General features: G+C 38.2%; 13 protein-coding genes. 4 read left to right on the top strand and 9 right to left on the bottom strand.

The features are described 5' to 3' along the window. Positions 1–9: 9 nt before the first annotated feature. From LB465_RS07100 to LB465_RS07140, 9 genes are all read right to left on the bottom strand, one after another. The gene (locus LB465_RS07100; RefSeq protein WP_224468664.1) at positions 10–870 is read right to left on the bottom strand and encodes an N-acetylglucosamine kinase; all 861 of its coding nucleotides are present in this window, start codon (positions 868–870) and stop codon (positions 10–12) included. Between the two features lie 95 nt (positions 871–965). After that, positions 966–1,964: a type I glyceraldehyde-3-phosphate dehydrogenase gene (gap, locus tag LB465_RS07105; protein ID WP_224468666.1), complete on the bottom strand. Its 999-nt coding sequence runs from the start codon at positions 1,962–1,964 to the stop codon at positions 966–968. An 18-nt stretch (positions 1,965–1,982) separates the two neighbouring features. Continuing rightward, positions 1,983–2,969 carry a 6-phosphofructokinase gene (gene pfkA / locus LB465_RS07110; protein ID WP_224468668.1) on the bottom strand — a complete coding sequence of 329 codons (987 nt, stop codon included), beginning with the start codon at positions 2,967–2,969 and terminating at the stop codon, positions 1,983–1,985. Positions 2,970–3,093: 124 nt separating this feature from the next. Then, entirely contained in the window at positions 3,094–4,530 is a 1,437-nt protein-coding gene (locus tag LB465_RS07115; RefSeq protein WP_224468670.1) for an alpha-amylase family glycosyl hydrolase, read from the bottom strand. Positions 4,531–4,664: 134 nt separating this feature from the next. Beyond that, the gene (locus LB465_RS07120; protein WP_224468672.1) at positions 4,665–6,521 is read right to left on the bottom strand and encodes a glycoside hydrolase family 13 protein; all 1,857 of its coding nucleotides are present in this window, start codon (positions 6,519–6,521) and stop codon (positions 4,665–4,667) included. 164 nt (positions 6,522–6,685) lie between these two features. Continuing rightward, positions 6,686–8,992, bottom strand: coding sequence for a glycoside hydrolase family 65 protein (locus LB465_RS07125; protein WP_224468675.1), 2,307 nt, complete (start codon positions 8,990–8,992; stop codon positions 6,686–6,688). A 78-nt stretch (positions 8,993–9,070) separates the two neighbouring features. Then, entirely contained in the window at positions 9,071–9,730 is a 660-nt protein-coding gene (pgmB, locus tag LB465_RS07130) for a beta-phosphoglucomutase (protein ID WP_224468677.1), read from the bottom strand. A 180-nt stretch (positions 9,731–9,910) separates the two neighbouring features. Continuing rightward, positions 9,911–11,257 (bottom strand): MFS transporter, encoded by a 1,347-nt coding sequence (locus LB465_RS07135; protein ID WP_224468679.1) that lies wholly within the window; start codon positions 11,255–11,257, stop codon positions 9,911–9,913. A gap of 135 nt (positions 11,258–11,392) precedes the next feature. Beyond that, positions 11,393–12,415: a LacI family DNA-binding transcriptional regulator gene (locus LB465_RS07140; protein ID WP_224468681.1), complete on the bottom strand. Its 1,023-nt coding sequence runs from the start codon at positions 12,413–12,415 to the stop codon at positions 11,393–11,395. A 225-nt stretch (positions 12,416–12,640) separates the two neighbouring features. Here LB465_RS07140 and LB465_RS07145 point away from each other — a divergent pair, with 225 nt between their 5' ends. From LB465_RS07145 to LB465_RS07160, 4 genes are read left to right on the top strand one after another with little or no spacing between them, the layout of a single operon-like run. Further along, positions 12,641–15,559 carry a SusC/RagA family TonB-linked outer membrane protein gene (locus tag LB465_RS07145; RefSeq protein WP_224468683.1) on the top strand — a complete coding sequence of 973 codons (2,919 nt, stop codon included), beginning with the start codon at positions 12,641–12,643 and terminating at the stop codon, positions 15,557–15,559. Between the two features lie 24 nt (positions 15,560–15,583). Continuing rightward, the gene (locus LB465_RS07150; RefSeq protein ID WP_224468685.1) at positions 15,584–17,170 is read left to right on the top strand and encodes a RagB/SusD family nutrient uptake outer membrane protein; all 1,587 of its coding nucleotides are present in this window, start codon (positions 15,584–15,586) and stop codon (positions 17,168–17,170) included. Between the two features lie 18 nt (positions 17,171–17,188). Beyond that, the gene (locus tag LB465_RS07155) at positions 17,189–18,340 is read left to right on the top strand and encodes a SusF/SusE family outer membrane protein (protein WP_224468688.1); all 1,152 of its coding nucleotides are present in this window, start codon (positions 17,189–17,191) and stop codon (positions 18,338–18,340) included. Between the two features lie 56 nt (positions 18,341–18,396). Beyond that, a complete protein-coding gene (locus tag LB465_RS07160) occupies positions 18,397–19,851 on the top strand; it encodes an alpha-amylase (RefSeq protein ID WP_224468690.1) in 1,455 nt (484 codons plus the stop codon). Positions 19,852–19,958: the final 107 nt, after the last annotated feature.

The raw sequence follows: 19,958 nt of genomic DNA on the forward strand, positions 1-19,958 counted from the left end.
AAATTATAACTAATTATTAATAAGTACTTCTTTCCTGTAATATTCTATCAATGCATCAATTGGTCTACGCACAATATTCCCTATTTCTATCCCATAAGGTTGGGCAACTGCACGAATAATATCTTCGCTGAAATAAGCGATGGTACCAATAAAATGAACCGGTGTATTTTGTGCTTGCTTATAGCACATAACACGGGAATGCATAAAATCTGTAATTCCTTCGTGCACTAACTTGTAGAAATAGCCATTGCGCTCGTTGGAGAATATAAATTCAGCAAAAGAAGCCAGATAAGTATTTGGATTTTCTTTGCGATAGAGATTTTTCTTAATCTCATCAGACTCCATATTATATAACTTACCAAATTCCTCGGCGAGTTCCGGAGGCATTCTTTTGTAGTAGTAATCTCTTATTAGTCTTTTTCCGAAGTAATTTCCACTAGCTTCATCCATAAGAATATAACCCAGGGAATGAACGGCCTGGTGAATATCCTTTCCATCAAAGTAACAACTGTTAGACCCAGTACCAAGAATACAAACAATTCCTGGTTCTGTGGTGGCGGCATAAACTGCAGCAACCATATCTTCCAGAATTATGACTTCTTCTACATTGGTGAAGAAATTCGTGAAAATTCCTTCCAGTAATTTTTTAGGCGTTTCGGTTCCACAACCGGCGCCGTAAAAATGCACTCGTTCTACTTTATCCTTTACTTCTTTTAAATCGGTATTTTCTTCAATACGTTGTTCCAGTACTACCTCAGGAAATACTGCAGGATTTAATCCTTTGGTGCGGGTTCTAAGTAATTCTTCCCCCGTTGCACTAAGTAAAATCCAGTCACATTTTGTAGAGCCACCGTCCGCTATTAATATCATGTGTGTGAATATGGTTTAAATTAAAAAGCCTGAGGAAAGCGCTAAAAGATTAAAATAATCTAAGCGTAGCTTTCTTCAGGCTCTAAAATAAAATATTAAATTGAATTAACGTGTACTGCTAAATCAACAAGTTTGGCAGAATAACCATATTCGTTATCATACCATGCGATTAATTTGAAAAAATTATCGTTAAGTGCAATTCCAGCATCTGCATCAAAGTTACAAGTATGTGCATCTGATACGAAATCCTGAGAAACTACTGCGTCTTCTGTATAAGAGATAACACCTTTGTAAGATCCTTCAGAAGCTTTTTTGAACGCAGCTTTAACCTGGTCGTAACTCACAGACTTTTCAGTCTTAACCGTAAGATCTACTACAGAAACATCTGCAGTTGGCACTCTTAAAGCCATCCCGGTAAGTTTTCCGTCCAGTTTAGGAATTACTTTTCCTACAGCTACAGCTGCTCCGGTTGAAGATGGAATAATGTTAAGAAGCGCACTTCTTCCTCCTCTAAAATCTTTAGCAGATGGTCCATCTACGGTAAGCTGAGTAGCCGTAGTTGCGTGAACGGTTGTCATTAAACCTTCAACAAGACCAAACTCATCGTCTACTACTTTAGCAAGTGGAGCAAGACAGTTTGTTGTACATGAAGCGTTAGAAACAATAGTATCTTCTGCTTTAACATCGTTATGATTAACCCCCATTACAAACATAGGTGCAGTCTTAGATGGTGCAGAAATCACTACTTTTTTAGCTCCTGCTTTAATATGTGCATTTGCGTTATCTTTTTCTTTGAAGATACCGGTACATTCCAATACTACATCTACTCCAACATCTCCCCATTTAAGGTCAGCCGGATTTTTCTCTGCAGTAATACGAATTGTATTTCCGTTTACTATAAGGTTTCCGTCTTTTACATCAACATCACCTTTAAATTTACCGTGAACAGAGTCATACTTTAGCAAATAAGCCAAATGATCAACATCCAGTAAATCGTTTATTGCTACAACTTCTACGTCATTTTTTTCAGCTGCAATTCTAAACGCGATACGTCCAATTCGGCCAAAACCATTAATTCCAATTTTTGTACTCATAATTTAAATTTTAAAAATTTACACTGAAGTGATGTTTGCCACCCTTCTTAATTCTTGATCAAATTCCCTGTCTTCTTTTAAAGCAGTTTCCAAAGGCACGTGTACCACTTTTTGGTGGTGCACTCCTAACATGATATTGGTTTTACCATCGGCTAATGCTTCAACCGCACCAACACCAAGTTTACTGGCTAGAACACGATCAAAACAACTTGGAGAACCTCCTCTTTGAATATGACCCAGCACAGAGACTCTAATGTCATATTCTTCGTGGCTTTGCGAAATGAATTCAGCTAACTGAAAAATATTCTTTCCGCTCTTTTCACCTTCAGCCACCACAATAATGCTGGAGGTTTTTCCGGATTTCTTACTTTTTTCCAAAGAATCCATCATACGTTGAATTCCCTGGTCTTCTTCCGGAAGTAATATCTCTTCGGCTCCTGCACCAATACCACTATTTAAAGCGATATCACCTGCATCACGACCCATAACTTCAATTAAGAATAATCGGTTATGAGAACTTGCGGTATCCCTAATCTTATCTATGGCTTCTACCACCGTATTCAAAGCGGTGTCGTAACCAAGGGTATAATCGGTACCGTTAATATCGTTATCTATAGTTGCGGGAATTCCCACAATTGGAAAGTTAAACTCGTTGTTGAAATAAAGGCCACCGGTAAAAGTTCCATCTCCTCCAATCACTACCAAAGCATCAATACCGGCATCGGTAAGATTTTTATGAGCTTTTGCTCTTCCTTCTTTGGTTTTAAATTCTTCAGATCGGGAAGATTTTAAAAAAGTGCCTCCTTTATTAATGATGTTTCTAACAGATCTTGCGTTAAGTACTTCAAAATCTGCTTCTATAAGTCCCTGGTAGCCGCGGTAAATACCAACACACTCCAGATTATAGTATGAACAGGATCTAACAACCGCCCTTATAGCGGCGTTCATTCCGGGTGCATCACCACCGGATGTTAAGACTGCAATTTTATTAATTTTCTTCGCCATTAGGCCAAAGCTATTTTAATTCTACAATATAACCTAATTTACTAAAAAACTAAAACGTTTTCGGTTAATAACTAACAAAAACAGCCCTTTTGAGAGGGCTGTTTTTAGTATTTTAGTAAATTTATTACTTATTTATTAAGATAAAGAACTGCCAGGGTTCTAAATCCATATTTTTATCTTCGGAAATTTCTATCGTTTCACCCGATAGGTAATCCTCAAAATTTCCATTTATTTCTATGCTGAAAGTGGTATTTTCATCGCTCATATTAGCGATATAAATTAACTCAGCACCATCTTTTTCCCTTTTAAAGGCCAAAACTTTTTCTTCTTCTGAAGTTTCAATATTCTCATAAGAAGCCGCTTCTTTTCCACCGTGCAGGGCTTTGTTCTCATTTTTTAACTCTCCAAGTTTCTCCAACAATGGCCAAACCTTTCCTTTTTCCTTCGGAATAGTATCTTTTTCAAAAAATAAAAGCCTTTTATCCATATCATACTCCTGCCCGCTGTAAATTAGCGGCATTCCCGGTAAAGTGTAAGTAAGCGCCATCATAGTTTCTGAAGCATCTCCCATTCTCTCCTTTACCGTCCCGTTCCAGGAATTCTCATCGTGATTCGTCACGAAATTCATCAAATAATCGTCATCCTGATAAGTAGTATCGATTTTCTGCATATATGCGTCCCAATCTTTGACGTTTTTTTTACCCTGCGCCATCTCGTTCATAATATGGTGACCTTCCCAGTTGTAACCCATATCAAATGCATTTTCAAAAAGATCCTTGTCTTCTGACTCGGCTAACATGAAAACCGGTTTTATTTCTTTTAATTGAGGAACAATGCTTTCCCAAAATTCGGTAGGTATTTCTCCCGCAACATCGGCTCTAAAACCGTCTACATTGTACTTTTCTACCCAAAACTTCATTTCTTCACCCATAGCTTCATGTAGTTCTTCGTTTTCAAAATTTAGATGAGCTACATCTGTCCATCCCCAGGATTCCCCGGTTGCAGGATTTATAGGGTCTGTAACTTCGCCTTTGTCATTTTTATGATAATATTCAGGCTTTTCCTCAATCCATTTATGGTCCCAGCCGGTATGGTTAGCAACCCAATCCAGAATTACATACATTCCGTTTTCGTGGGCGGTCTCCACCAGTTCCTCAAAATCCTCAAAGTTTCCAAATTCAGGATTAACATCGGTATAATCTGAAATTGCATAATAACTTCCCAGGTATTTTTTTCTTTCTTCCGGATCCTCAATATCTTCTACTGAAAGATCACCTGTAGCTTTCCTGTTTTTCATAGAAATCGGGTAAATAGGCATTAGCCAAATAACTTTTACACCTAGTTCCTTTAATTGCGGAATATCTTCAGTAAAAGCATCAAAAGTTCCTTCGGGAGAATACTGGCGAATATTCGCTTCGTAAATAACCGCCGATTCCAACGCATCGTTAGATACCGGTGCGATTGCTTGTTCTTCTTCATGTTTTGGCTGCTCTTGTGTTTCGTTTTCTTTACAGGAAAACAAGGCCGTAAAGGCCAGCAGCATTATTAATGGTTTTTTCATTCTTCTTTATTTGATATTTGATTGGTATTCTTTTTTTTTAACGTCAAGCTGAACTTGTTTCAGCTTCTAATGTGATATTAAATTCAAACATGTTAGATCATGAAACAAGTTCAGCTTGACGTATCAAGATTTATTTATTCCATTTTCGTGGTAAAAAAATAAACGCCTTCTTCCGGTAATTCTAAAGAACTCTCCCATTTAAAAGTTTCTTCTGAAATAAGATTTTTAAAGGTTTCTTCTTCTAAATTCAATTCGCTAAAACGTTCCAGATCCAGAGTAATTGATTCTTCATTTTTATTAAGAATAAGCACTATAACCTCATCTCCAGCTTTTCTTGTAATTAGATACGTACCGTCTTCTGGAGCAAAATGTTTGGTTTCTCCTGAATGTATCGCCTCGCTGTTTTTGCGGTAATTCATCACTTTTCTAACAAATTCCTGCATACCAGCTTTTTCTTCGGAAAGTCCTTCGCCGGTAAAGGCATTTACTTCGCTATCGTCCCACCCCCCTGGGAATTCGGTTCTAATCAGTCCGTGGTCACCAGGATTTTCGGTATCGTCCATTAGAATTTCTGTACCGTAGTACATTTGAAAAATCCTTGGTAAAACTGACATATAAGCTACAGTCATTTTGGTTTTAGCGACATCTTCTCCAAGTTGTGTATAGATTCGGCTTTTATCGTGGTTATCGGGGAAGATCATAATGTTTTCAGGATCGGCATACGCGAAATCGTTGGCTAAGCCCTCGTAAATTTCTACGAGCCCGGTGCCCCAGGATTCTTCGGCTTTTAAGCCGGTTACAATTTTTTCCTGCATCGCAAAATCCATCGTAGATTTCAGGTTGGAGTCATAACCATTATCCACACCATCCTGCCAGTAACGAATAAGCAAAGGATTCACGCTCCACTCCTCACCTACTATATTGAAATTTGGATATTCAGTCATAATCGCGCCGGCCCAGTCACTCATAAATTCCTTATCGGGATAAGGATAAGTATCCTGGCGAATTCCGCCCAAACCAAGGGTCTCAACCCACCAAATACTATTCTGAATAAGGTATTTAGCCATAAACGGATTCTCCTGATTTAAATCCGGCATGGTTTCTACAAACCAACCTTCTGTCAATCCTTTTTTATCCGTTTCTGAAGCATATAAATCCTGGTTGGTAGTACGACGGTGATTGGAGTACACTAAATCTTCACCCTTTTCAAAATTCTCCTGATAGTTGATCCAATTGTCAAAAGGCAGATCGTCCATCCACCAGTGCTCTACCCCGGCGTGGTTTGCTACCTGATCCATAACCAGTTTAATACCACGATTGGCTGCTTTATCTGCTAATTCTCTATATTCTTCCAAAGTTCCAAACCGCGGATCTACCTTATAAAAATCGGTCATTGCGTAACCGTGGTAAGAACCCGATTTCATATCGTTAATTACCAAAGGGGAAGGCCAAATTGCAGTAAAGCCCATTTCCTCTATATAATCCAAATGATTTATAATCCCACGAATATCTCCACCATGTCGCCCATAATCGTCGTCTCGGTCTTTGGTTTTTTCATTCAGATAATCAAAGCTATCGTTAGCTTTATCTCCGTTGGCAAAACGATCTGGAGTGATTAAATAAATCGCGTCAGAATTATCAAAACCTACATATTCTGATGCAGGCTTTTCCCGACTTTTCAATTCATATTCATACAGTTCTTCTGAACCGTCTTCAAGCTGAAAAGTAAGCTCAAAAGTTCCCGGTTCTGCTTCCCCGATTTCCAAATCGATAAACAGGTAATTCGGACTATCAGCTTCTTTTACATTTTTAATGCTTACCCCTGGATAATCGATTTTTAGAGTAGCATTCCCAATATTTTCGCCGTAAACCATTAACTGGAGCTCGGTTTGTTCAAAGCCCGTCCACCAGTTTGGTGGTTCTACGCGTTCAATTTGCGCAAATCCGGTAAAACCGGCAACGAGCATTAAGGTGATTAGTATTTTTTTCATGTTCTTTATTTTAAGTAAGTACTCTTATTAACGTCATTGAGAGGAACCAAGCAATCTTTCAATTGTCAGATTACTTCTCCCAATTTTATCGGGATCGTAATGACGGTAAATGTTCATTTGGTAAACAACACATTAGATCCTGAAATAAATTCAGGATGACGTAACTACACTGCTAATTCCTGGTTTGGCTGCAATTCAACAGATTTTCCGTTTACGTTGATTTCAATCGAGCTTTCACCTTCTAAATGGAAAACCGTTTTTTCCGCAGAAACTTTTACTTTTAAAATCTCGTCTCTGAAATTCACTTTAAAGGAATAGGATTTCCAATCTTCAGGAATTGTGGGATTGAATGAAAGATGATTGTCTTTAACCCGCATTCCCCCAAAACCTTCTACGATACTCATCCAGGTACCGGCCATACTGGTAATGTGGCAGCCCTGCTCTACTTCCTTATTATAATCGTCTAAATCCAGTCTTGAAGTCCTTAAATAAAAGTCGTAAGCCTGTTTTGTCCTTCCTAGAAGTGCAGCCTGGATACTGTGTACACAAGGTGAAAGCGAAGATTCATGAACGGTTATGGGTTCGTAATAATCAAAATGTTTTTCCAGCTCGCTTTTGCTAAAATGATCTTCAAAAAAGTAGAAGCCTTGTAAAACATCAGCTTGTTTAATGTAACAGGAACGTAAAATCCTGTCCCAACTCCATTTCTGGTTTATGGGACGGTGTGCTTTTTCTAATTCAGCTATTGGAAGAATTTCTTTGTCTAAAAATCCATCTTGTTGAAGGAAAACACCGTGTTCTTCAGAATAAGGGAAATACATATTTTGCGCAACTTCTCTCCATTTTGCTAATTCGCCTTCATTGAGTTTGGTTTTACCCATTACACGCTCGTAATCTTCAAAATAAGCGTCTTTAACCTTATCAATCGATTCCAAACAGTACTCAATACACCATTTGGCGATATAGTTGGTGTACCAGTTGTTATGTACGTTATTTTCGTACTCGTTTGGTCCGGTTACACCTAGCATTACATATTTATTCTTGTCCTGGCTGAAATTTACTCTTTGCTGCCAGAATCTCGCAATAGCGATCATTACTTCCAGGCCTTTTTCCGGGATATATTGAAAATCGCCGGTATAACGTACGTAGTTATAAATGGCATAAACCATCGCCCCGTTTCTATGAATTTCTTCAAAAGTAATTTCCCACTCGTTATGGCTTTCTTCCCCATTCATGGTCACCATTGGGTAAAGGGCCGCGCCGTTGATAAAACCAAGTTTTTGTGCATTTTCTATGGCCTTATCCAGATGATTGTAACGATAAGTCAATAAATTCCTGGCCACCTGCTGATCTTTGGTAGCCATATAAAACGGAATACAATACGCCTCGGTATCCCAATAAGTACTTCCGCCGTATTTTTCGCCGGTAAATCCTTTTGGACCTATATTTAAACGCTCGTCTTTTCCTAAATAGGTTTGATTTAGCTGAAAAATATTAAAGCGGATTCCCTGCTGGGCCTTAACATCGCCTTCAATAGTGATATCGGCCATTTCCCAGATTTTCGCCCAGGCACCTTTTTGCTCCTGAAACAATTTGGAAAATCCAGCCTTAGTTGCGTAATCTAATACTTCCCTAGCCGCTTCTACCAAATTTGAACGCTCATGGTTCATATCGGTTACATAACCGGCGTATTTTCTCAGACTTAGTTTCTGACCTTTTTCGGCTTTAACTGAATAGGAAAAAGTAAGGGAATCTTCGGTTTTGGTTTCAGTGAAATCAAGGTCCTGTTTTTCACCGTTCAGTAAAACTTCAGATTGCATATAGGTATTAACGTGGAATTCGGTTTTCAGGGTTTTAGAGAGTACAAAACCTTTGCTTGCTTCAGATTTCACTTCTAAAGTTTTCCAGAAACGTTCTTCCCAGTTGGCATCGGTATTTGTAATTCCTCCATCTAGATAAGGCTCAAAACGAACCTCAGCATCGCTGTTCAAAACTTCAATTTCAAAATCTATCGCGCCAAGTTCATCTTCAACAATAGAAAGAAATCGCGTTGCTTTTACCGAAATTTTGATTTTGTTTGAAAGCGTGGCTACGAAACTACGACGATGAAAACCTTCTTTCATATTAAGCTCACGCTTAAATTCTTCAACTTTTTTACAGGTAAAAAGGTCTAAGGCCTCATCGTTTATAAATACGTTTATTCCAATCCAGTTGGGTGCATTCAATACTTTTGCAAAATATTCCGGGTAGCCGTTTTTCCACCAGCCAACTTTGGTTTTATCGGGATAGTAAACCCCGCCAATATAGCTCCCCTGGAAACTTGGACCGGAATAGTTTTCTTCAAAATTGGCTCGCTGACCCATCACTCCGTTACCGATACTAAAAAGGCTTTCAGACGATTTTACGCGTTCTACATCAAATCCTTCTTCCAGAATGGACCACTCGTTAGGTTGTATATAATCTTGGTTCATTGCTTTATTTCTGTCTAATTTGTAATTGATTAACCCGGGAAATACCCATAAGGTTTCCGTTGTAATATTTCAAAATTCTCACTTAGTGAGTAATTTCTGTATAAAATCTATATCTATCTCGGTGAAATCGTTGAATACATACTCGGCTTCGCCCAGTGTTTTTTCTTCGCCAATTCCTATGCTCATCATATTTGCATTATTAGCGGCCTGTACTCCGGCAACCGAATCTTCAAAAACGATACTGTTTTCAGGTTTAATGTTTATTCTTTCGGCTGCGATAAGAAATACTTCCGGATCGGGTTTTGCCTTGCTAACATCATTTCCATCTACAATGGCATCAAACTTATCCAGTAAATTGATTTTTTTCAGGATAGTTCTCGCGTTTTTACTTGCAGAACCTAACGCAAAGGGAATATTATTTTCAATTAAATAATCGATAACTTTTTGAACACCGGGAAGAATTTCATCTTCGTCCATTTTAGCTACATAAGAGAGATAATTTTCGTTTTTAAGCGTCATTTGACGTTTAAACTCTGTTTTGGAAAGTTCCAATTCTCCCCATTCCAGAATTTTTTTAAGGGATTCTACTCTACTTACACCTTTAAGTTGTTCGTTTTGCTCTTTGGTGAAATCAAAGCCCAAATCGTTGGCAAGCTTTCTCCAGGCCAAAAAGTGAAATTTCGCGGTATCTACAATTACCCCGTCTAAATCGAATATTACTCCTTTAGTTGTCTTCATTATTTTATTATTTATCAAACTTAGGTTTCTATCCCCTTCTCGATACAGTTTTTCAATTTTGCTGTCGTAGTTTAAAAAACCACTAGAAGTTACGGTTATCGTCAATTCGAGTAGATTTTCTTCAGTGCGGGAGCGATGAAGAAAACCATATCGAGGACTTTCATTCTTAACATTTATTTTTTATGCTTTTACGGGTTCGTCTACATCGTCAATTCTAAAAGTAAGTATAGCCGCAATTAAAAATGCTATTCCGCTGGTTACTAATGCATAAATTGGATTTCCGTCGTAAAGATATTTTACCATTAATCCTCCAACCAGTGCATTTACAATTTGCGGTATCACAATAAAGAAGTTGAAAATCCCCATATAAACGCCCATTTTTTTCGGCGGAATAGAGCCTGCAAGAATCGCATATGGCATAGCTAAAATACTAGCCCAGCCAATTCCAATTCCGAACATAGAAAGCAACAGCCAGTATTCGTTTGGCATGATATAAATGGAAAGCATCCCTAAGGCACCTATAAACAATGAAACGATGTGCGTGCTTTTTCTTCCAATTTTTAGTGCGATTGCCGGAAGGAAAAATGCAAAAACCGCTGAAACAGCATTGTAAACTCCAAAAAGTACACCAACCCAATCGCCGGCATCCTGGTAGGTTTCACTGCTACTATCTGAAAGTGGTAGTCCATAAATATGATGAGCAATTGCGGGAGTAGAAAACACCCACATTCCAAAAAGCCCAAACCATGAAAAGAATTGCACCCAGCTAAGCTGCCGCATAGTATGTGGCATTTTGGCAAAATCGGAAAAAATATCCATTAAACTGGATTTTTCCTTTTCATCGACCGTGTCCGCCACATGGTCGTCCATTTTTTCCAGTTCTTCGGGAGAATATTCTTTGGTGGTAATTACCGTTACCAAAATACTCCCAACCAGGATAGCTGCTCCAATTACAAATGAAAGCAACAGGTTTAGCGGAACTTCGCCTACTACTGCTCTATTGCTAATATCAAACCAGTTGGTCAATACATAAGGCAACCAGGAACCAATTACGGCCCCAATTCCTATTAAAACAGTTTGTACACTAAAGCCAAGGGTTCTTTGATCTGAGGGTAATTTATCGGCCACCAGGGCGCGAAAGGGTTCCATCGCTACATTAAAGGAGGCATCCATAATAAAGAGCATCCCGGCACCTACCCAAAGGGAAGGCAAAATAGCAATAAACCAATCGGCATTAGGCATTAAAATCAAGCCTATTGCGGCTAAAATAGCTCCTGAAAGAAAGAAAGGACGCCTACGGCCAAGGCTGGTCCAGGTTCTATCGCTGTAGTAGCCAATAATTGGCTGAACGATTAAACCGGTAACCGGCGCAACCAGCCAAAACCATGAAAGTTCATGAATATCGGCTCCAAAAATTTGTAAAATTCTACTTGCGTTCGCATTTTGGAGTGCAAACCCCATCTGGATTCCAAGAAAACCGAAACTCATGTTCCAGATTTCCCAGAAACTTAATCTACGTTTTTGCATATCGTACAATTAACGTTTACGATAAGCGTAAGGCTTATCAAAACTTATTTTAGGTAGGAAGTAAAAATATAAGTTCTGATAAATTAACTAAGCTGGGGTAAATATATATAAAATTTTAAAGATGAGAATCTAAAATTACGATTTGGTAGAATTTCTTTCTACTAAACTTGTCTCAACAATCACAGTTTTATAAGATTCTTCTTCCTCTGGTTTTCTTTCCAGTTTGTCTATAAGTAAACGAGCAGCTTCAGCTCCCATCCTTTCGCCGTGTTGGCTTACCGTGGTAAGACTTGGGATAAATCGTTTAGAAAGTTCTCCATCGGTAAAACCAATTACCGAAACATCTTCAGGTACTTTTAAACCTTTTTCCTGGATGGCTTTTATTGCGTGAATAGCAAAATGTTCATTTACAGCAAATACGGCATCAACGTCATTCTTATCAATAAATTCCTTGATTTCGGTTTCACTATTATCCATATCCTCTATCTTAAGGATAAGATCTTCGTCAACTTCCACATTATTATCTCTAAGAACTTCAAGATAACCGCGGGTTCTGAGTTTACCTACACTTACATAATCTACAGTAGAAACAAGTCCTATTTTCTTTGCTCCTTTATCTACTAAATATTGAACTGCCTTTTTAGCGCCAATTACATCGTCTATAATTACTTTATCACAATGAATTTGGTCTACTACCCTATCAAATAAAACTACCGGCATTCCCTGGTTAATTACTTCAGTAAGGTGATGATAATCCTCCTTTTGCATAGTTTCCTTGGCCATACTAAGAATAAAACCATCGGTACTGCCGTTAGCCAAAAGTTCAAGATTTAGTACTTCTTTATCAAAAGAATTGTTAGAAAGACATACAATTACATTATACCCTTTTTCATTAGCAACTTGCTCCACACCGCTAATTACTGTGGTGAAAAAATAATGAACTATTTCTGGAATTATAATTCCTATGGTTTTTGTTTTTCGGTTTTTAAGGCTAAGGGCAATATTATTAGGTCTGTAGTTATATAATTTTGCAAAAGCCTTAATCTTCTGACGGGTATCTTCTCCAATTTCAGAACTGTCTCTTAAAGCTTTTGAAACAGTAGAAATTGACACATCCAATTCTCTTGCAATTTGTTTTAAAGTCAATTTAGGTTTCATAAATATCTATTATTTAGAAATAACTCAAGGATTATTTTTAAGATGTCGTAAAAATACCACAAAATTTACGCTATACCCGCAAAATATAAAAGTTTTCAACACTCAAACGTTTGCGGAAAATAGTGTTAAGCCAGTTCCTATTTCTTCACATTCTATTTACATACATTTAACCTCAGGAAGTAAAAATATAAGCTTAATTTTTAGTAAAAATCAATAGAAAAATTTATGAAAACACTATTTAAAAGCACGTTGATGTTGCTCTTTATGCTGCCAATGAGCTTTTTTGCGCAGGAAACTGTGAGCGGGGTTGTTAGCGAAAGCGCAACCGGCCTTCCAATTCCCGGCGTAAACGTTATTGTTAAAGGAACATCAAATGGTACCGTTACAGATTTTGATGGTAATTATACCATTCAAAACGTAAGTGAAGACGATATTCTTGTCTTTTCTTTCCTGGGTTTTGCCAGCGAAGAAATACCTTATGAAGGCCAGGCCACTTTAGATGTTCAGTTAGACGAAGATCAGGCTACTTTGGAAGAAGTAGTTCTTATTGGTTATGGTAGTACTTCAGAACAGGATGCAACGGGCTCTGTAGAAAAGATTTCTTCGGAAAGCTTTAACCAGGGAGCTGTTGTTTCACCAGAACAATTAATTGCCGGTAAATCGGCCGGGGTTAGAATTACTCCCGGAAGCGGTGAACCAGGTGGTGGATCTGAAATTAGGATTCGTGGTGGTTCTTCCCTATCCGGTAATAACTCTCCACTTATTGTTGTAGATGGTGTTCCATTAGACCAGCGTGGAGTTCAGGGGGTAAGAAACCAGTTAAACTCTATTAACCCAAATGAGATTGAAGATTTCATAATATTAAAAGATGCCGCTGCAACCTCTATTTATGGTTCCAGAGCTTCTAACGGGGTAATTTTAATTACTACCAAGTCGGGTAAAAAAGATTCTCCTTTTGCTTTAACTTACGATCTTAAAGTATCAGCTGGTAGAATTATAGATAAAGTAGATGTTCTGGATGCAGATCAGTTTCGAACACTAATTGAAGAAACTCCGGGAACAGATCCTTCTTTATTAGGAGATGCTAATACCGATTGGCAAGATCAAATTTACCAAACTTCTGTAGGTGCAATTCACAACCTTACAGCAACACAAGGGTTTGAGAACTTCTCTTATCGAGTAAATTATAACCATACTTCACAAACAGGAGTTTTAAAGACCGATGTTTACGAGAGAAATGCTCTTAACATTGCCCTTAATCAGGACCTGTTTGATAATCATCTAAAACTATCTTTAACTTCTAAAGGAATCGTAGATGAAAACCGTTTTGCAGACCAAGGCGCTATTGGTGCAGCTGTAGGTTTTGATCCTACTAAACCGGTTTATGATGAAGGAAGCTACTTTGGTGGATATTTTGAACATACACTTTCTCCTCAACAGCAGCAAATTCAGGCTACACGAAATCCATTGGCCCTTTTAGAGCAATTAGATGGTCGTGGTACTACAAAGAGAAATATCACAAACCTTAATGCAGAATATAAGTTTCATTTTCTTCCGGAATTGAAATTTAATGTGAATGCAGGTTTTGATTATTCAGAAAATGAAGGTTACAATAGAAGACCTTTAATATCTGCAGCCAACAACCAGGACATTCCTTATTTCGAGGATTATGGCGGATTCAATAGAAACACACTACTCGATTTTTATTTCAATTATAAGAACGACATAGACTTTCTAAATACTGAAATTGATCTAACTGCAGGACATTCTTACCAGGAGTTTTTTATTACCAGTAAGAGAACTGAAACAGTTTCTAATAATATTCAGGATTTTCCAAGAGAAGCTAATCGTAACGCACTAGAATCATATTTTGGTCGAGCCAGCTTTGATATTGCCAATAAATATTTAGTTTCCGGTAGTGTTCGTAGAGATGGTTCTTCAAGATTTGGAGGAGACAATAAATGGAGTATTTTCCCTGCATTATCTGTAGGTTGGAAATTACACAACGAAAATTTTCTTGCAGATTCTAATGTATTAAACCAATTAAAACTTCGTGCTGGATACGGGGTAACCGGTAACCAGGAAATTGGACCAAATTATGGTTACTTCGGAACTTATAATCCGAGTGTTGGTGGAGCGCGTTACCAGTTTGGTAATCAATTCTACAATACTTTGCGTCCTGAAGCTTTTGATTCTGACTTGAAATGGGAAGAGTTAGAAACATTTAATGTTGGTATTGATTACGGTCTCTTTAATAACAGAATTTCTGGTACCGTGGAAGCCTATTACCGCGAAACCGAAGATCTTTTAGCAACAGTACCGGTACCGGCAGGAGCTAACCTTACCGACCTTTTAGTTACCAATGTAGGTAGCACGGTAAGTAAAGGACTCGAATTTGGAATTAATGGTGCAATTATTCAGCAAGAAGATTTCAACTGGGATGTAAATTACAACTTAACCTTCCAGGATTTAGAAATCACTAACCTTACTTTAGGTGAAAATCCAGATTTCCAGATTCCGCAAGGAGGAATTAGCGGAGGTGTTGGTAACAATATTCAGCTATGGAAAGAAGGTTATGATCCTACCACCTTTAATGTTTTCCGCCAGGTTTATAATGAAGCCGGGCAGCCTATTGAAGGTGCTTATGTAGATGTAAACGGAGATAACGAAATTACTGAAGAGGATCGTGTTCCTTACAAAAAAGCCACACCAGATTATTTTATGGGCCTCACTAACACGATGAGATATAAGAACCTTGATTTCAGCTTTACTTTCAGAGGTAACTTTGGGAATTACATGTATAATAATACGCAGTCTGGAAACGGATTTGTTGGAGCAGGCACGGTAACACCGCAGCCTTACTACTCTAATTTTAACAGCAATGTTTTAGAAAGTAATTTCAACAATAACCAGTTCTTTTCAGATTATTACATCCAGAGTGCAGATTTCGTGAAATTAGACAATATCTCTATAGGGTATTTATTCCCGGGAGAAGATTTGGATGTTAGAACTTCACTAACCGCTACCAATGTATGGACCATAACCAACTATGAAGGTTTAGATCCAGAAATTGCTAACGGTATTGACAATAATTTTTATCCAAGATCAACGACAGTTGTACTTGGCTTAAATCTTTCATTTTAAGAAATAATATTTAATAAATTAGTTATGTTAAAAACACTAAAACCATTCTTAATCCTTTTTATAAGTGCCGGTTTCTTCTGGTCTTGTGAAGACGATTTAGATTTGCAGCCTGAAGATAACAGGCTCACGGCAGAAACTACTTTTGAAGATCCAGAATCTTACAAACAGTTTTTGGCCAAGCTTTACGCCGGTCTTGCTGTGAGTGGCCAACAAGGCCCGGCAGGAGATCCAGACCTTATTGGTCTTGACGAAGGTTTCTCCCAGTATTTAAGATTATACTGGTCTATGCAGGAACTTACTACAGATGAAGCTGTAATTGGCTGGAACGATGGTACCATTAAAGATTTACACGGTCAGAACTGGACAGCAGGAAACGAGTTTATTAGAACCATGTATTCCAGGATTATGTACCAGGTTGCTTTAACCAACGAGTTCTTGAGACAAAGTACTCCAGATCTTTTAGAATCTAGAGGTATCCCTTCAGAAGAAAGAGAGAATATAGCTCGCTATCGCGCAGAAGCTAGATTTCTAAGAGCTTTACATTACTACCACGCTTTAGATCTATTTGGTAACGTACCATTTGTAACCGAAGAGGATGCCGTAGGTGCATTTCTCCCACAGCAAATTCAGAGACCGGAGCTATATGACTATGTAGAAAGCGAACTTTTAGCCATAGAAAGTGAAATTGTAGCCGCGAATTCTAATGAATACGGTCGTGCCGACCAGGCTGCAGTTTGGATGCTTCTTTCTAAACTTTATCTAAATGCTGAAGTTTATACCGGTGAAGGCCGATATGCAGAAGCATTAAATTATTCTGAAAAAGTAATTAACGCCAATTACACTCTAGCCGATAATTACCAGAATTTATTCCTGGCAGATAACAATACTAATGGAGCACAAACTGAAGTGATCTTCCCTATCACTTTTGATGGGCAGGAAACTCAGTCCTATGGGGGAATGGCATTTATTATCCACGCCTCAATTGGTGGAGATATGGATCCTGAAGCTTTTGGTGTAAGCAGTGGCTGGGCCGGACTTAGAACTACTTCTGCATTAGTAGATAAGTTCCCTGATGGAGCAGATTCTGAAGATAACAGAGCACTGTTCTTCACTGAAGGACAAACAAAAGAAATCGAGGATATTTCCAGCTTTAATGATGGGTTTGCAATTACCAAATTTAAAAACGTAACTGTAGATGGAGAGCAGGGATCTGATGATACCGGGGAATTCCCAGATACCGATTTTCCAATGTTTAGACTGGCAGATGCCTATTTAATGTATGCAGAAGCACACTTAAGAGGTGGCGGTGGTAGCCAGGCGGCTGCTCTAGGTTATGTAAACGAATTAAGAGAGCGAGCTGATGCCAATCAAATTGGTAGTTCAGACTTAAACCTGGACTTCATTCTAAGTGAGCGTGCCCGCGAATTATATTGGGAAGCTCATAGAAGAACAGACCTTATTAGATTCAATCAATTTACTGAAAATGGGGTTTGGCCTTGGAAAGGTAATGTTCCTCAGGGAACTACAACTCAAAGTTATAGAAACCTAATGCCTATTCCGGCTTCAGATTTAGGAGTAAACACCAACTTAGAACAAAATCCAGGATATTAATTTTATAAAAGAATTAAAATGAAAAAATTTTCAATTTTATTATTAGCATTTGTCGCGCTACTAAGCTTTAGTGCGTGTACCCAGGACGACGATATTGTATTCGTTGCACAACCAGACCCGGAAGGAATTCAGTTTAGCAATTCATTTCAAAGCACATACGTTTTACCTGCCGGAAACCCAGATAATCTTGCCGAAAGATTTGTATGGAACGATGTAGATTTTGATGCACCTACCACTATTACTTATGAACTTCAGGGATCTACAGATCAAGCTTTTGGAGATTTTATGGTAATAGGAAGCACAGACAGTAATAATCTTGGTGTAACCATTGGCCAAATGAGAGAACTGGCTGAAGACGCTGGTCTTGACAATGATCCAGAAACTGAAATGCCTAATGTAGGTACTGTTTACTTTAAAGTTCGTGCTTTCGCAGGTGACGGAGAAGGAAACGCTTTAGAAGAATTTTCTGAACCTGTTAGCATTAATGTTGAATTACCAGAAGCTGAAGAAGAGGAAGTAGAAACCAAAACAGAACTTTATCTCGTAGGAGATGGTACTGAAGCAGGTTGGAATCCAGACAATAATAACACACCAATGTTCCGTGATCCGGAAAATGATAATTTATATTCTTTCTCTGGTTATTTCGAAGCTGGTGCAGTAAAATTTGTTGAAGGCACTGAATGGGCACCGCAATATGGTGTTGATGAAAACAATAACCTAGTATATCGCGCAACAGAAGAAGATCCTGATCCTTCGGCCATTGCGATCGAAACTGCAGGTTACTATACTATTGAGGTTAATCTAGATGACCTTACCTATACCGTAACTGAAATCGATGAGACTTCAGCCGAAACTTACGATGTAATTGGAATTGTAGGCGATGGAACCACTGTAGGTTGGCCAAATGATAATAATCAAACTCCGGATATTGAGATGACACAGTCAGAATTCGACCCTCATGTTTGGTATGCAGAAGACGTTGTTCTAAGTGATGGGCCTTTCAAATTTAGAGCAAATTTTGCCTGGGATGTAAATTGGGGTGGTGCAACTTTCCCAAGTGGAGACACAACAGGTGATGACATTCAGGCAGCAGCAGGAACCTATAATATTTGGTTTAATACACTTAGTGAAACCTATATTTTAATTCCGCAAGTTGAAGATGAAGAGTAAAGACTAAGTTAATTCTAAGGGCTGCCGTGTGCAGCCCTTTTTAATTCTAATTTATTATGAAAAAAAATAAAATTTTATTTCCTTTTCTTTTTAGCTTACTCTTAGTAGTATCAGGTTGCTCCAAAGATGATGACGAAGTTGTTGATGAAACAGATGATATAACCGGTGGTGAAGAACCGGAAGAAACTCCTGATGATCCTGAAGCATTAGACCTTTCCCAATATTCCAGCGGCCAAAAAGTAATGATGCAAACTTTTTACTGGGATGTAGAACCACGTTTTGAATGGTGGAACAATCTTTCAGATAAAGTTGAAGGCTGGGCAGATGCCGGGATAGACAGGTTATGGCTTCCTGTTGCTACAAAAGGCCAGTCTGGTGGAAATTCGATGGGTTACGATCCTTCAGATTATTTCGATTTTGGAGAATACGATCAGCACGGTACTGTACCTACCCGTTTTGGAACACGTGAAGAATTAGAAAACCTTATTGCCAAATCTCACGATTTAGGGTTAGAAGTGATTGCAGATATCGTTTTAAACCACAATTCAGGTGGTGGGTTGCAATACAATCCTTATCGTGATAAAGAGACTTATACTCTATTCAACCAGGAACACGGAAATGCTTCTGGAATGTTTAATAGAAATTACGAGCATTTTCACCCAAACGATGTAAGTCAGAGTGACGAAGGAGATCTTTTCTTTTCTGAACAAGATGTAGATCACGATGTTCCCTATGTACAGGATTGGCTTTGGAAAAATGAGAATTCTGTCGCAAAATATTACAAAAATGAAATGGGCTTTGACGGCTGGCGATTTGATTACGTAAAAGGTTTTGGAACCTGGGTAATTGAAGACTGGATGAACGAAGTTGGTGGATTTGCCGTTGGAGAAAATTTTGATGGAAATGCAGATGTTCTAGTAGACTGGGTTGATGCAACCGGAGTTTCAGCTTTCGATTTTGCTGCATTCTATAAAATGGAAGAAGCTTTTGATCGCTTTGACGACCTAAATTATTTAGACGGAAATACACTTCGGAAGGTTTATCCCGACAAAGCTGTGACTTTTGTAGCGAATCATGACACCGAAAAAGACGAAAATGAAGATAATAGGATAGCTACAGAAAATAAAATGAAGGCTTATGCCTATATTTTAACACACGACGGTTATCCAACAATTTTCTACTCAGATTACGAAAATGAGGCTTTTAACGAAGAAATCAAGCAGTTAATCGATATTCATAACAGTCTGGCACTTGGTGATGTAGAAGTACTTCATGTAGATAATGATGAATATGTAATGAAAAGAGAAGGGAATGCTGAAAACCCCGGATTAATTCTATATATTAGCACCGGCAGCACTACCAAGCGTAGAATCGTTCAAACTAATTGGAATAACGTTACCCTGTTAGATTATAGTGGTAACACAACATACACCCCTACCTCCGATGAAAACGGAATGGTAACAATTGAAGCTCCGGCGAATGGATATTCAATATATTCCATAACGAAATAGGTTTTATTTTGAATTTTCATAGGTGTTAATTCAAAGATTGGCTGGTTGTTAATTCAACCAGCCTCTTTTTTTTCCTACCAATCCACCATTTATTCTTCAAGATAGAT

Source organism: Salegentibacter lacus (genome assembly GCF_020164555.1).
GTDB classification, from domain to species: Bacteria; Bacteroidota; Bacteroidia; order Flavobacteriales; family Flavobacteriaceae; genus Salegentibacter; species Salegentibacter lacus.